Genomic DNA, 14,094 nt, shown 5'->3' on the forward strand with positions numbered 1-14,094 from the left:
CCACGTTGCCTTTCATGAGGGCGGATTGCCAGGTCCGCTCCGACGGGATCGGCGGACGGCCGTGCAGCCGTCCGCCGATCGAGGGGAGTGGGGTCAGGCCCGCTGGCAGGTGGGGGTGGGCGGGTTGCCCGGGCCGGGCTTGTAGCCCGCGGCCCCGAAGACCTCGTCGACCTTCTGCTGCCAGGCACCGGAGTCGATCATCTGCTTGAGGGCGTCGGTGACCTGGTTGCACAGCTGCTCGTTGTCTTTCTGCACGCCGACCCCGAGGTTCTCCTGCGAGAACGGGTTGCCGACGAGCTTGACCTTGCCCGAGAACTGCGGCTGGGCGGCGAAGCCGGCGAGGATCACGTCGTCGGTGGTGACGGCGTCGACGGTGCCGTTGACCAGCTCCTCGACGCAGTTGGAGTAGGTGTCGTACTCCTGCAGCTGAACACCGGGGTGCTCCTTCTGCACGCGCTGGGCGGGCGTGGACCCGCGTACCGAACACAGGGTCTTGCCCTCGAGCGTCTCCGGACCGGTGATCGCGGTCTCGTTCTCCCGGACCAGGAGGTCTTGGCCGGCGATGAGGTACGGCCCGGCGAAGGAGACCTGCTGCTTGCGCTCGTCGGTGATCGAGTAGGTGGCCACGATCATGTCGACCTGGTCGGTGCGCAGCAGCGTCTCGCGCTGGGGGGTCGGGGCCTCGGAGAACTGGACTCCGCGACCGAGCTGCTGACCGATGTAGTTGGCGACCTCGACGTCAAAGCCGGTGTAGTTGGCGCCCTCCTGCAGGCCGAGACCAGGCTGGTCGAACTTGATGCCGACGCGCAGCGGGCCCGTAGCGCCACCGCCCGCAGTGCTGTCGCCGGTGCCACCTCCGGCGTCTTCGGTCCCGGCTCCGCAGGCGGACAGGGCGAGCGCGGCCGCACTCACGATGGCCATGAGGCCGATACGGGTCTTCTTCATGATCGTCTCCGTTTGCTGGTGGATGGCGGTCGTGTTGCTCGTGGGTGGGTCAGTGGGTGAGGATCTTGCCGAGGAAGTCCTTGGCGCGGTTGGACTGCGGGTTGGTGAAGAACTCTTCGGGTTCGGCCTGCTCGACGATCTCGCCGTCGGCCATGAAGACCACCCGGTCGGCGGCACGGCGCGCGAACCCCATCTCGTGGGTGACCACGACCATCGTCATGCCGCCGTCGGCGAGGTCGATCATGACGTCGAGGACCTCGTTGATCATCTCGGGGTCGAGCGCGGAGGTCGGCTCGTCGAAGAGCATGACCTTCGGCTCCATCGCCAACGAGCGGGCGATGGCCACGCGCTGCTGCTGACCACCGGAGAGTTGCGCCGGGTACTTCGCGGCCTGGTGGGCCACCCCGACGCGCTCGAGCAACTCCTTGGCCCGAGACTCCGCTTGCGACTTCTTGGTGTTGCGCACCTTGATCGGCCCGAGCGTGACGTTCTCGAGGATGGTCTTGTGCGCGAAGAGGTTGAACGACTGGAACACCATGCCGACCTCGGCGCGCAGCTTGGCCAGCCCCTTGCCTTCTTCGGGCAGTGGCTGACCGTCGATGGTGATGGTGCCGCTCTCGACGGTCTCGAGGCGGTTGATCGTGCGACACAACGTCGACTTACCGGAGCCGGAGGGGCCGATGACGACGACCACCTCACCCTCGTGGATGGTCAGGTTGATCTCGCGCAACACGTGCAGATCGCCGAAGTGCTTGTTGACGTCTTTCATCACGACGAGCGGGCGCCCGGGACGCCCACGCCGCTTGGACAGGCCACCGGTCGGAGCGTCGTCGACGGGCTCGGGGGAGTCGGTCATGCACGGACACTAGGTCAGAGCACCGACAAGTTGACCCCCGCGAGGCAGTTTGCGACCTAATCGTGACGCTTGCGCACACCTGTTCGCCCACAGAATGGGACGAAGTTGGATGCCGCCGCCCGGGCCTACGCCGGTCTACCGGGCGCGCCCTTTCAGTCGGGGCGGGCGGTGAGCACGATGGGGTCGCCCTGGGTGATGGCGATCGTGTGCTCGCTGTGAGCGCCGCGGGAGCCGTCCTGACTGCGCAACGTCCAGCCGTCCGGGTCGGTGAAAATCGCGTCGGTGCCGCGCATCAGCCACGGCTCGATGGCGATGACCAGCCCCGGCTTGAGACGCATGCCACGGCCCGCGCGACCGTCGTTGGGCACGTGCGGCTCGCCGTGCATCGTGCGGCCGACACCGTGGCCGCCGAACTGCGTGTTGACCGTGTAACCGTCGCGGTGGGCGATCGCCCCGATGGCCGCGGAGATGTCGCCGAGCTTGTTGCCGGCCCGAGCCACCGCGATCGCGGCGTCCAGCGCCGCCACGGTGGTGTCGATGACCGCCTGGTCGGCCGGGTCGCGGCGCTCACCGACGATGAAGCTGCGGGCCGAGTCGGCGACCCAGCCGTCGACGGAGACGGCGAAGTCGATGCTCAGCAGATCTCCGTTGCGCAGTTTGTAGTCGTGCGGCAACCCGTGCAGCACCGCGTCGTTGACCGAGGTGCAGATGACGTGCCCGAACGGCGATGCGCCGAAGCTTGGGTGGTAGTCGATGTAGCAACTGGTCGCGCCGCGCTCCCGGATCAACTCGTGCGCCCGCCGGTCGATGTCGAGCAGGTTGGTGCCCACCCGGACCTCGGACTCCAGAGTCGCCAGCACGCCGGCGACGAACTCGCCGGCCGGTCGCATCGCCTCGATCTCGCGGGGGGTGAAGTGTTCGATCACTGTGCTCGGTGTTCCTTCGTTCGTCTCGGACGTCGACCGGTCGCCTTAAGGCTAAGTGGGCCACACGCCCACCGACGACGTGACCCCGCACACGCAAATCTCACCCGATGTCAGGATTCGCGCGAATCCGGACAAGCGACCTATGCTCTTGCAGCACCCGCAGTTTCGTCGCCGTCGCCCTCGCGGCGGGGCATCGCGATGGGGGTGCAGCGCGTCGGGGGCGGGGGTTTGCGCTCGACACACCGCTACCGATCACGATTGCTCACGCACGCGTACGAACGCCTACGAACGAGGAGACCTGTGGCTTCACTCGCAGGACTCGCCAAGCGAGCCGGCTGGAACGTCGTCGACCAGGCGTTGTCGGCCCTGGGCAACATGCTCCTCATGATCGTCGTCGCGCGGGAGGTCAACAACGCCGACGTCTTCGGCGCCTTCGCCGTCGGCTTCCTGGTCTACGGAGTAGCGGTCGCCGTCGGCAAGGCGGTCGTCGGCCAGCCGCTGACGATCCTGCACAGCGCCGACAGCCCCAGCGAGTTCCGGTCCGCCGTGGCCAAGGGCCAGGGCGTCACGATCTGGATCGGCCTGGCCTTCGGCATCGTCTGCGCCCTGGTCGGCGTGCTGCTCTCCGGGGCCGTGGCCCACGTGCTCTACGCCGTTGCGGTCTGCCTGCCGTTGCTCATGGTGCAGGACAACCAGCGCATGGCGTTCTTCGCCAAGGGGCGTTCGGACCACGCGACGCTCATCGACTTCGTCAAGGTCGTCGCCCAGTTCGGGTTGCTGTACGTGCTGCTGTGGGCCGGCGTCAACGAGGTGGGCCTGCTGACCCTCTCGTGGGGCGTCGCCGCGATCCTCTCCTCGCTCGTCGGGATGTGGCTGCTGGGCTCCGGCCCCCAGCTGTTCGGGGCGTGGGCCTGGGTGGCCCGCCAGCGGCAACTGACGAAGTACCTGCTCGCCGAGTACTCCCTCGGCCTGGGGGCCGCCCAGCTTGGGTCGATGCTGGTGCCGGTGCTGGGCACGGCCCGCGACGCGGGTGCCATCCGCGGCGGGCAGACCCTCCTCGGGCCGCTGAACGTGCTGTGGACCGCGGCATTGGCCTTCGCCGTTCCGGAGATCTCGCGACGCCGCCGCATGGCGCCGCACACCAGGCTCAAGGCCATGGGCCTGGTCTCGGGCGCGATGACCGTCACCGCCATCTGCTACGTCACGGTGCTGCTACTGATCCCCGATTGGCTCGGCGTGGAGTTGTTCGCCGACTCCTGGGATGGTGCGCAGGCGGTGCTCGTGCCGCTGGGGATCAACTCGATCGCCTCCGCGCTGGGCTCGGGCCCCGGCGCGATGATGCTGGGGATGGGGCTGGCCAAGAAGACCTACCGGCTCAACCTCGTCAAGGCCCCGATCCTGCTCGGTCTGCTGGTGCCCGGCACGCTGCTGTACGGCGCGACCGGCGCCGCGTGGGCGATGGCGATCAGCGAGGCCGTGCTCCTGCCGTTCTGGACGTACACCGCCGTGCGCGGCGCCCGCGGGTTCTACAACCACGAGATCGAGCACCTGAATCCGGATCTGCCGCACGGCGAATCGGAGGCGGTGGCCGAGCCCAATCCCGCCGACGGCCCGGCCGCGGACTCCGCTGACCCCTCCGCCGGGCCCCTCCCGGACGACGACTCCCCGGGCGACGACCCCCCGCCGGAGCCCGAGAGCCCGCGCCGCTGAGGCCCCGGCCTTTCCTCGGACCCGGTTCGCCCCACATCGCAGCGAGCTGTCCCGCATCCTGTACTGGTGAGTAACCTAGGCGACGAGCAGCGCTTCGAGGGCTACGAGCGGGCCACGGCGGGGCTGCCCGCGCCCCTGGCTGTCGTCGATCTCGACGCCTTCGACGCCAACGCCGAGGCGCTGGTGCAGCGATCGCTCGGAGTGCCGATCCGCGTCGCGACCAAATCCGTGCGCTGCCGCGCCCTCATCGACCGGGCGCTGCGGCGGCCGGGGTTCGCGGGGCTGCTCGCCTTCAGCCTGCCCGAGGCGCTGTGGCTGGCCGGCGGGTCGACCGGCCCGGCCGCCGCGAGCCTGCCCGACTCCGTCGCCGAGATCCTCGTCGCCTATCCCTGCCTCGATCGCGCGGCGTTGCGCGCGTTGGCGGGCGACGCGGACGCTCGCTCCCGCATCGCGCTCGTCATCGACGCGCCCGAGCACCTGGCGCTGATCGAGGCCGTCGCCCGCGAGTCCGACGCCGAGGGCCCTGTGCAGGTGTGGCTCGACGTCGACGCCTCCCTGCGGGTCGGCCCGGCACACCTGGGGGCCCGGCGCTCGCCGCTGCACGCGGTCGATGATGTCGTCGCCGCCGCTCGCGCGGTCGCCGGCTCGCCGCACACCAGGCTCGGCGCGCTCATGTGTTACGACGCGCAGATCGCCGGGTTGGCAGACACCGGCCTGGCCGTGCACCTCATGCAACGCGTCTCGACGGCCGAACTCGCTCGGCGCCGCGCCCGCATCGTCGAAGCCGTGCGGGCCGTCACTCCGGTGCCCGCGGTCAACGCCGGCGGCACCGGCAGCCTGCACCTCATGGGCCGAGCCCCCGAGGTCAGCGAGCTCGCCGCCGGCTCCGGGTTGTTCGGGCCGACCCTCTTCGACGGCTACCGGGCCTTCCAACCCCGACCGGCCGCCTGTTTCGCCCTCGATGTCGTGCGCCACCCGGCGCCGGGCTTCGTCACCGCGTTCTCCGGCGGCTACTGCGCCTCTGGGCAAGCCGGCCCGTCGCGGCTGCCGACACCGTGCTGGCCCCCGGGCCTCGACCTCCTGTCGACCGAAGGTGCGGGTGAGGTGCAGACGCCGCTGCGTGTCACCTCCGGTCGGGCCCCTGCGATCGGCTCGCGGGTGTGGCTGCGGCACGCCAAGGCCGGGGAGCTGCTCGAACGATTCGCGCAGGTGTCCCTGGTCCGGGGCGATGAGGTGGTCGAGGCTGTGCCCAGCTATCGCGGTGAGGGGATGTGCTTCGGATGAGCCTGCAACGACGGGTCAGCGCGGGGGGCGCCGCGGCCGTGGGTCAACTGGGCCGGGACGGCCGTCGGTCTCCCCGCGGCGGTCGAGCATCCGACGACAGCGTCGGAGGTCGCGGCGATCGTCACCCGAGCGGCGGCCGACGGTCAGCGGGTCAAGCCGGTCGGCTCCGGCCACTCGTTCACCCCCATCGCCGTGACCGACGGCGTGCTGCTCGATCTGAGCGGCATGTGCGGCCTTGCGGGGGTCGATCGCGCGACGGGACGGGTGCGGGTGCGCGCCGGCACCCAGCTGGTCGACCTCAACCGGCTCCTGGCCCTGCAGGGCCTCGCGATGCCCAACCTCGGCGACATCGACCGCCAGACGATCACCGGTGCCCTGGCCACCGGAACCCACGGTGCCGGAGCGGGTTTCGGCTGCCTGCCGAGCTTCGTCGCGGGCCTGCAGGTGGTACTTGCCGACGGCTCGATCGTCGACTGCTCGGCTGACGAGCAGCCCGAGCTGTTCGAGGCCGCGCGCTTGGGTCTGGGGGCGATCGGGGTCGTCACCGAGGTCGAACTCGCCTGCGTCCCGGCGTTTCTCGTGCGCGCACAGGAGCGGCCCGAGGCGCTGGCCACGGTGCTGACGCACCTGGAGGAGTGGCGCACCGGCACCGACCACCTCGACTTCTATTGGTTTCCGCACACCGACCGGGCGCTCGTCAAACGCAACACCCGCCTGGCTCCGGGGCAGGACGGCCCGCGGTTGGCGGCGTGGCGCCGCCGGCTCGACGACGACATCCTGTCGAACAACGTGCTGGAGGCCGTGTGCCGGACCGGCGCTCGGTATCCGGCGCGCATCCCGGCCCTCAACGCCGTCGCCGGGCGGGCGCTGTCGGCCCGCACCTACGTCGCCCCCTCGCACGAGGTCTTCATCACCCGCCGCGACGTGCGCTTCCGGGAGACCGAGTGGGCGGTGCCCGCGGCCTCCGTCGCCCCGCTCATCGGCGAACTGCAACGCTACTTCGCCCGCCGCGAGACCCTCGTCGGGCTTCCCATCGAGGTGCGCTTCGGCGCCCCGGATGCCGTGTGGTTGGCCACGGGCTACGGCCGCGACACCGGCTACATCGCCGTGCACGAGTACCACCGCGCGCGACCCAGCTCGCTCCTCGCCGACGTCACCGCGATGATGCGCGAGCACGCCGGGCGCCCGCACTGGGGCAAGCTGCACGAGCTGCGCGTCGAGGACTTGGCGCCGCTGTATCCGCGGTTCGCAGACTTCCGCGCGGTGCGTGATCGGGTCGACCCGGCGCGCGTGTTCGCCAATGACTACCTGCGTCGGGTGTTGGGGGAGTAGCGGGCTGGTTCTCCCCGCGGTGAGGCGAGGCGTCGCGCGCCCTGCCCGCGGTTGTGGTCGCGACCGCCACTGTTCGCAGCGGGAGCGTCCGGTGGGCGCCGGGCGGCCCGGGGTTCGCGCGCGCAAGAATGCAGCCATGAACGTCGACGCGCTTTTCGACAAGCTGCTCACCGATCTCGCGGACGCCGGAGTGCAGGAGGCCAGCGGGTCCGGCGAGCCGAGCGAGCCGCGCGCGCCCGGATCGAAGACGCGCACCCGCATCCTCACCTCCCAGGGGCGCCCGTTCGCGCGCTTGCGCGGCGAGCAGATGTCGTTCTTCATGCCGCCCGGGACGCCCGGTCTGCCCGAGGCCCTCTCGCTGCAGAACAGCATGCCCGTCGGCGACGGCAGCTGGGTCGACGTGCCCGCCGACGACGTATCGGAGTGGGAGTCGCTGGCCCGCTGCGCCCTGCAGGGCCTGCGGGACAACTGACCCGCCCGGGCGCGCAGCCTGCCGAGTCCCCGCCGACGGGCGCGCTTGCTGCCGACGGCTGCTGTTGCGACCGCGACGGTCGGCAGGAGGCGCAACCGTCAGCAGGCGGGGGCGGAGGTGGGGCCGGAGACCGGGGTGGGGGGTGCGGCCGTGGTGGTGCCGATCCGTAGGTGGGTCGGCAAGGTGACATCGGCGGGGCGGTCGCCGGCCAGCAGGGCGCGGATCGCCTGACCGGCGGCGGCACCCTTGCCGCGGTCGGGCTGCACGGCGGTCGTCAGCGTCCCCTCCCACCAATCGAGGGAGACGCCGTCGAAACCTGTCACCGACACCTGATCCGGCACAGCAAGCCCGAGGTCGGTCGCGGCCCGGATGACCCCGACCGCCATGAGGTCGCTCTGGGCGAGCACCGCGGTCGGGCGCTGCGCGACGGGCACGTCGAGCAGCTGGATCCCGGCGGCGTGCCCACCGTCGACGTCGGCGGTCGCCGCGACCACCGCCGGCACCTGGCCGCCGAAGACATCGGCGACGGCGGCCGACCGCAGCGAGACCTCCGGATACGCCAGATCGAGCAGGTCCGCCACCGTCGTCGGCGCGGGCGGTGGCGCCGTCCCGATGGGCAGGGTGACGTGGGCGACCCGGCGATGTCCCAGGTCGGCCAGATGCTGCGCGACCTCCCGCTGCGCCGCCCGGTTGTCGACGGTGACCTGCACCAGCTCCGGACCGCACGGGGCTCCGAGCGCGACCATGGGGATCCCGCGGGACACCAGGTGCGGCACCAGCGGGTTCTCGCGCGGGCCGCAACCGAGAAAGACCGTCGCATCCAACGCGGTACCGCCCAAACGTTCGACGGCGTGAGCAGGCTCGCTGGGCGACTGCGACATCAACAGCATGCCGGTGGGGATGTCGTCGAGCTCGGCCGCGAGCCCGTCGAGCGTGGCCACCGCGTATGGATCGTGAAAGGCGTTGAGCATGCCGCCCTCGACGATGACGGCCACAATCCCGGCGCGGCCGCGGCGCAGCGAGGAGGCCAGCGGGTCCGGGCCCTGATAGCCGAGGTCGGCGGCGGCGCTGATGACGCGCTCGCGGGTGGCCTGCGCGACGGGCCCTTTGCCGCTGAACACCAGCGAAGCCGTCGACACCGACACCCCGGCGTGGTGCGCAACTGACTTCAGCGTCGGCCTCCGGGTGCCGGCGCGAACGCGGCTGCGGGGCATGGCGGGCCTCTCGTCGGTGGTTGTCGTGCGCAGTCCCAGCCTATCGAATCGATTCGCCCCGCCCGGACCCGCGCCCTCATTCGCCCCGATTCGCCCCCAGTTCGCCGATGTCGGTCACGATGGTCGGATGCGTGCGTTCGTCGCCCTCTTTCCCCCTGCGGACGTCGTCGAGCACCTCGGCGAATTTCTTGCGCCGCGGCGCGCGGCTCGCGGGCCGCAGGCCGGTGCCATCGTGCCCCGCTGGACCCGCGACGAGCACCTGCACCTGACCTTGGCGTTCCTGCCCGACCTGGCCGACCGCGACCTCGAGGAGCTCGCCGACCGGCTGGCGCAGGCGGCGGCCAAGCGCCCGCTGGACCTGCTGCGGCTGGCCGGCGGCGGCGCCTTTCCCGACCCCATCGACGCCCGCGTGCTGTGGGTCGGCGTGCAGCCGGAGTCGGGCCACGAGCAACTCGCCCGGCTGGCCGGATCCGTGAGGTCCGCCGCGAACAGCGCTGGCGCGCTCGTCTCCGGTGGCGCCTTCACCGCGCATGTCACCGTGGCGCGGCTGGCCCGAGCCACGCGGGCGACTCGGTGGTTGCGGGTGCTGCAGGCCTACGACGGGCCCGACTGGCAGCCCGAGCACCTGACCCTGGTTCGGTCGCACCTGGGCCAAGGCCCGCACCGCACCCCCAGGTACGAGGAGCTGGGGACGTTCGCGCTCGGCGAGTAGCGCGCCCGGGTGCGTCGGGATGTTCGACGTCGCTGGTCAGACCGCATTTCGAACATCCGGCTGAGGGCTCGCTGGGTCCGGCGCGCCGGTGATTCGCCGGTCGCTCTCGTTGCGAGGTGCGCACAGATATTGTGGCGGCGAACCAGCCCTTCGGGTGGTCCGGCCCAAGAGATCGACGCCCTTCGCCGGGGTAACGCGGGCGTCTCAAGACAGGGGAAAGACAGGCATGTGCGCACCGCAGGAGCGTGCCCACGAGGGCGTGCCCGACGTCGGGACCAACACCGTCAGAGGCGCTTTCGAGCGCTCGGACTCCCCGCATCGCTCCCCTCGCCTGGCTCGCCGCGGCTTCCTGGCCGGCGGCCTCGCAGGATTGTCGGGTCTGGCGCTCGCGGCGTGCGGCGTCGCAGCCGACCCCGCGAGTTCCGGAACCCAGAACGGCACCGGCACCACGGGCTCCGACGGGGAGGGCGCGGGTGGCGGCGAGCAGGCGAACTCGCCGACTGCCCAACCGACTCGCGGCACTGCCGCGGAGATGGTGGCCCGCGCGACCGTGCCGGTGCTCTGCTACCACCAGGTGCGCCCCTGGGAGGCCGGCGACACCAGCTACAACCGGTCGATGCTCATCATTCCGCCGCAGAACTTCGGGGCCCAGCTCGACGGTATGAAGGCGGCCGGCTACACGGCAATCAGCCCGGCGCAGTACCGCGAGCACCTGTTCTTCGGGGCCCAACTGCCGGAGAAGCCCGTCATCCTGTCGTTCGACGACGGCAAGGACAACCAGATCTCCCAGGCCATGCCGGCGCTCGTCCAACGCGAGATGACCGGCACGTTCTTCATCATGACGGTGATCTTGGGCAGCTCGGGCTGGATGAAACGCGACGACGTCAAACGCCTCGCGGACGCGGGCATGACCGTGGCGTCGCACACGTGGGACCACCACATGGTCACCAAGTACACGCAGAAGGACTACGCGACTCAACTCGGGGAGCCGCGCGACCTGCTGCGCAAGCTGTCGGGGCAAGAGGTCGACGACTTCGCCTATCCCTACGGCGCGTGGAACCAGGCGATCCTGCCGCACATCGCCGACGCCGGCTACAAGTGCGCCTACCAACTGCAGGAGCAGCCGATCAATGCCAAGCACCCGGAGATGACGCTGCGGCGCATCCTCGCGGTCTCCACCTAGACCGGCGACGAGGTCGTCGCCAAGCTCGCCGCCTTCAGCTGAGTCGGTCGCGGCCGTCCGCGGGCTGCCCGGCCCCGGGCGCGGCGCGCCTAAGGTGAGAGGCATGTCGTTCTACGCCGTGCACTACGCCTACTCCTCCGACTCCGCCGCGCTGGACGAGCTGCGGCCCAAGCACCGCGAATTCCTGCGCTCGCTCGCGGACTCTGGGTCGCTGCGCGCCTCCGGGCCGTATGTCGGCCGGGAGCCCGCGGCGCTGCTGCTCTTTCGGGCGGACAGTGCCCAGGCCGTGCGTGACCTGCTGGCCGGTGACCCGTTTCAGGGGGCGGGGCTCGTCGAGCGCACCGAGGTGAGTGAGTGGAACCCGGTCATCGGGGTGTTCGCCGACGAGGTCTGAGCCGGCGGCTACTTGCCGAGCTCGCGGGCGTGGGTGTCCCAGGTCGCCCACGTCTCGTCCCGCTCGGCCTCCATCTCGCGCATCGCGCGCCGGCGCTCGCGGGCGCTGAGGTGGTCGAGGTAGAGGCGACCGTCGAGATGGTCGGTCTCGTGCAGCAGGCAGCGGGCGAACATCCCGACGCCCTCGATCCGCAGCGGATTGCCGCGCAGGTCGACGCCCTCGCAGACCGCCACGCGGGGCCGCGTCACCAGGGCCGCGGCGCCGGGCACCGACAGGCACCCCTCGTGCTCCTCGATGACCTGCTCGCCCGAGGTCGAGGTGATGACCGGGTTGATGACGTGGCCGACATTGCGCACCCCGAACGCGTCTTCGCAGTCGTAGACGAAGATCCGCAGGTCGAGGCCCACCTGGTTGGCGGCCAGACCGACGCCGTTGGCGATCTCGTTGGTGGCGTGCATGTCGTCGATGAGAGTCTTGAGCTCCTTGGTGCCCAGCTCGGTGACCTCCTTGCAGGGGGTCGCGAGCACCTCCTCCCCGACGACGGTGATCCGCATCCGACGGCCGCGTTTGGCCTGCGGGAGCCGCGCGGGCAGGTGATCGACGGGTTGCCCGAGCAGCCGCGGGCGGCGGTCGGTCGGAGCGGGAGGGGCGGCCTTGTCGGCGCCGCGCCGGCCGCGCACGCCGATCCCGAAGATCGAGGACATCACCCCATTCTGGCCGATCCGGCCGCCCACCCCGAACCCCGCCTGCCCCTGTCGGCGAGAGGTGCGGCGGGCCGCTCGGTCGCTCAGGGGGTGCGGTGGGCGTAGAGGTCGCGCAGCAGGGCGATCTCGGCGCCGTGGTGGATGAGCTCGCGATTGATGTGCAGCACGAGGACCGCCATCGGCTCCTTCTCCCACGCGCCCTCGGCGGGCCCGACGGGGGCCGCCAGGCCCGCGGCGTCGAGGCCGCGGACACCGCCCATCCGCTGCCCATAGGCGGTGTCGAGCTGGGCCAGGGCCTGCTCGGCGGTCGCCGGATACTCGTGCGTCATGTAGTCGTACTCGGTCGCGCCGAAATGCGAGTGAGCGCGGGCGCCGAGGCACCCCACGATGACGTGCCCGAGGCGCCACGCGATGGTCGTCACCGGGGCCGGGTCTGGCTCGGGAAAGGCGAAGTCGATGCGCATCTCGCCGCTGCCGCCCTGGATGGGTGCGCTCCCGGTGCCGGCGGGCCGCACGTTCCAGGCGCCGGGCACGGGCTCCCACAGATACTCCTCGTCGGTGAGGCCGTCGAGGCGCGGGCGCAGCTGGTTCTGCCAATGCCAGTCGAGTTGGTCGGCGAGGGTGGTGGTCCAGTCGATGCTCATGATGTCCTCCGGGTGGCGGTTGGATCGGACTGCACGCAGTCGATCATCGATTAAGGACAACTTCTGTCCGCTGGTGTTGGGACGCTAAGGCTATGACGGAGACGACCGACTCGACGGTGCGGCTGCTGCGGCTCTTGGAGCTGCTGCAGCAGCATGCGGTGTGGACCGGCCCCGAACTGGCGGATCGACTCGAGGTGTCGGTGCGCGGGGTGCGGCGCGACGTGGCCCGGCTGCGCACGCTCGGCTACCCGGTGCACTCCGAGCGCGGTCTGGGCGGCGGTTACCGGCTGGCCGCCGGAAAGGCGATGCCCCCGCTGGTGCTCGACGACGAAGAGGCGGTCGCCGTCGCCGTGAGCCTGAGCCTGGCGGCGGGCGGCACGGTCTCCGGAGTGGAGGAGAGCGCGGCCCGCGCGCTGGCCAAGCTCGATCAGGTGGTGCCCAAGCGCCTGCGCGAACGCATCGATGCGGTGCGAGCGTCCACCGTGCGCGTCGGCTCCGGCACGGCCCCCGTCGACGCGGCGCTGTTGACGACCCTCGCCCGCGCCTGCCGCGACCGGGTGCAGGCGCGCTTCTCCTACCGTGCCGCGTCCCGGAGCCAGAACGGCACCGGATCGAGCGATGTCACCGCGACCGCGGGGGGCCCGGTCGCGGAGACCTCGGCCGCGGCGGGTTCGGCGGCAGCGGGTTCGGTGGCGGACTCCGGGGTGGGCAAGGGTGCCGCCTCCCCGGAGGCGGAGCGGCGGGTCGAGCCGGTGCGGCTGGTGGCGACGGGGCGTCGCTGGTACCTGTTCGCCTACGACCTCGACCGAGAGGACTGGCGCGTGTTCCGCCTCGACCGGATGAGTCAGGTGCACGCCACAACGTGGCGCTACCAGCCCCGCGCCGACACCCCCGACGCGATCGAGCATGTGAGCGCCGGAATCAGCCGCCGCGCCTATCGCCACGAGGCGGTCGTGCGCGTGCACGCGGACTGCCAGCAGGTGCGTGACCAGTTCGGCCCCACCGTCGCCAGCGTGGAGGCCGACGGTCCCGACGCGTGCCTCCTGCGCACCGGCGCCGACGACCTGCGCACCGTCGCTGCCTACCTGGCCTTCCTGCCGTGGGACTTCGAGGCGCTCGCCCCGCCGGAACTGAGCACCGCCCTACGCGACGTCGCCGACCGTCTCCAGGCGGCCGGCCGCTGACCCGCGGCAGGTCCGGGGACCAGCTCCTTGGCCCGATGCCCGACTCTTGTGCCGAACGACGCCCACAAAGGGTGGGCGTGGTGGCGGGGGCTTCAGTCCTTGAGGGCCTTGGTCAGGGCGCTTTCGATCTGATCGTCGGGGGTGCCCAGGTGGCGGGCGCCGTCAACGTAGGCCCGGGCGAGCTCGGCAAGTTGGGTGCGGCGTTGGGCAGCGGTCAAGGTGTTGCGTTGGGCGGCGACGCGGGTGCCTGCGCCGCGGGCGGTGGTCACCAAGCCGTCGGCCCCGAGCATGCGGTAGGCGCGGGCGACAGTGCCGGTGGCCAGGGCCAGGTCGTCGGCGAGGCGACGGACCGGGGCCAGGCGGGTGCCCTCGGCGAGCGTGCCGGCCGTGATGAGCCGCGCCAGTTGACGGCGCAGCTGCTCGTACGGGGGAGTCGGGTCGGCGAGGTCGATCCGTACCGAGGCGTTCATGTCGGCTCCTGACGTCATTGTCTGCGCGGCCGCTGCATGTCCTGCGCCCCAAGTACCTGGCACA

The 14,094-nt window shown here is 71.3% G+C and carries 14 protein-coding genes and 1 pseudogene; 8 read left to right on the top strand and 7 right to left on the bottom strand.

The genetic code is table 11. From position 1 onward, the window contains the following. Positions 1-93 precede the first annotated feature (93 nt). From KILIM_RS06000 to map, 3 genes are all read right to left on the bottom strand, one after another. Entirely contained in the window at positions 94-945 is an 852-nt protein-coding gene (locus tag KILIM_RS06000; protein ID WP_006591749.1) for a glutamate ABC transporter substrate-binding protein, read from the bottom strand. A gap of 49 nt (positions 946-994) precedes the next feature. After that, positions 995-1,714: an amino acid ABC transporter ATP-binding protein gene (locus tag KILIM_RS06005; RefSeq protein WP_246308781.1), complete on the bottom strand. Its 720-nt coding sequence runs from the start codon at positions 1,712-1,714 to the stop codon at positions 995-997. A gap of 239 nt (positions 1,715-1,953) precedes the next feature. Continuing rightward, a complete protein-coding gene (gene map / locus KILIM_RS06010; RefSeq protein ID WP_006591751.1) occupies positions 1,954-2,727 on the bottom strand; it encodes a type I methionyl aminopeptidase in 774 nt (257 codons plus the stop codon). Positions 2,728-3,027: 300 nt separating this feature from the next. On the opposite strand from map, the gene KILIM_RS06015 reads away from it, so the two are divergent. The 4 genes and pseudogenes from KILIM_RS06015 (at position 3,028) to KILIM_RS06030 (ending at position 7,525) form a co-directional block, all read left to right on the top strand. Further along, positions 3,028-4,437 (top strand): MATE family efflux transporter, encoded by a 1,410-nt coding sequence (locus KILIM_RS06015; protein ID WP_006591752.1) that lies wholly within the window; start codon positions 3,028-3,030, stop codon positions 4,435-4,437. A gap of 66 nt (positions 4,438-4,503) precedes the next feature. Beyond that, a complete protein-coding gene (locus tag KILIM_RS06020; protein ID WP_006591753.1) occupies positions 4,504-5,721 on the top strand; it encodes an alanine racemase in 1,218 nt (405 codons plus the stop codon). Positions 5,722-5,772: 51 nt separating this feature from the next. Further along, positions 5,773-7,053 (top strand): annotated as a pseudogene (locus tag KILIM_RS06025) (D-arabinono-1,4-lactone oxidase); the annotation flags it as partial. A 136-nt stretch (positions 7,054-7,189) separates the two neighbouring features. Then, the gene (locus KILIM_RS06030) at positions 7,190-7,525 is read left to right on the top strand and encodes a hypothetical protein (RefSeq protein ID WP_006591755.1); all 336 of its coding nucleotides are present in this window, start codon (positions 7,190-7,192) and stop codon (positions 7,523-7,525) included. Positions 7,526-7,623: 98 nt separating this feature from the next. Here the strand turns inward: KILIM_RS06030 and KILIM_RS06035 are convergent, their stop codons facing one another. Beyond that, positions 7,624-8,739 (bottom strand): LacI family DNA-binding transcriptional regulator, encoded by a 1,116-nt coding sequence (locus tag KILIM_RS06035; protein WP_006591756.1) that lies wholly within the window; start codon positions 8,737-8,739, stop codon positions 7,624-7,626. Between the two features lie 127 nt (positions 8,740-8,866). On the opposite strand from KILIM_RS06035, the gene thpR reads away from it, so the two are divergent. The 3 genes from thpR (at position 8,867) to KILIM_RS06050 (ending at position 11,028) form a co-directional block, all read left to right on the top strand. Further along, positions 8,867-9,451 carry an RNA 2',3'-cyclic phosphodiesterase gene (gene thpR, locus KILIM_RS06040; RefSeq protein ID WP_006591757.1) on the top strand — a complete coding sequence of 195 codons (585 nt, stop codon included), beginning with the start codon at positions 8,867-8,869 and terminating at the stop codon, positions 9,449-9,451. 226 nt (positions 9,452-9,677) lie between these two features. Beyond that, entirely contained in the window at positions 9,678-10,634 is a 957-nt protein-coding gene (locus KILIM_RS06045) for a polysaccharide deacetylase family protein (protein WP_006591758.1), read from the top strand. A 103-nt stretch (positions 10,635-10,737) separates the two neighbouring features. Next, positions 10,738-11,028 carry a YciI family protein gene (locus KILIM_RS06050; protein WP_006591759.1) on the top strand — a complete coding sequence of 97 codons (291 nt, stop codon included), beginning with the start codon at positions 10,738-10,740 and terminating at the stop codon, positions 11,026-11,028. 8 nt (positions 11,029-11,036) lie between these two features. Here the strand turns inward: KILIM_RS06050 and def are convergent, their stop codons facing one another. After that, positions 11,037-11,732 (bottom strand): peptide deformylase, encoded by a 696-nt coding sequence (gene def, locus KILIM_RS06055; protein ID WP_006591760.1) that lies wholly within the window; start codon positions 11,730-11,732, stop codon positions 11,037-11,039. Between the two features lie 83 nt (positions 11,733-11,815). Then, a complete protein-coding gene (locus KILIM_RS06060; protein ID WP_006591761.1) occupies positions 11,816-12,376 on the bottom strand; it encodes a DinB family protein in 561 nt (186 codons plus the stop codon). Between the two features lie 92 nt (positions 12,377-12,468). On the opposite strand from KILIM_RS06060, the gene KILIM_RS06065 reads away from it, so the two are divergent. Beyond that, positions 12,469-13,560 carry a helix-turn-helix transcriptional regulator gene (locus KILIM_RS06065; protein ID WP_006591762.1) on the top strand — a complete coding sequence of 364 codons (1,092 nt, stop codon included), beginning with the start codon at positions 12,469-12,471 and terminating at the stop codon, positions 13,558-13,560. Between the two features lie 92 nt (positions 13,561-13,652). On the opposite strand, the gene KILIM_RS06070 is transcribed toward KILIM_RS06065, so the two are convergent. Next, positions 13,653-14,030, bottom strand: coding sequence for a GntR family transcriptional regulator (locus KILIM_RS06070; RefSeq protein WP_006591763.1), 378 nt, complete (start codon positions 14,028-14,030; stop codon positions 13,653-13,655). Positions 14,031-14,094 lie beyond the last annotated feature (64 nt).

This window comes from Kineosphaera limosa NBRC 100340, from assembly GCF_000298215.1.
Classification (GTDB): Bacteria; Actinomycetota; Actinomycetes; order Actinomycetales; family Dermatophilaceae; genus Kineosphaera; species Kineosphaera limosa.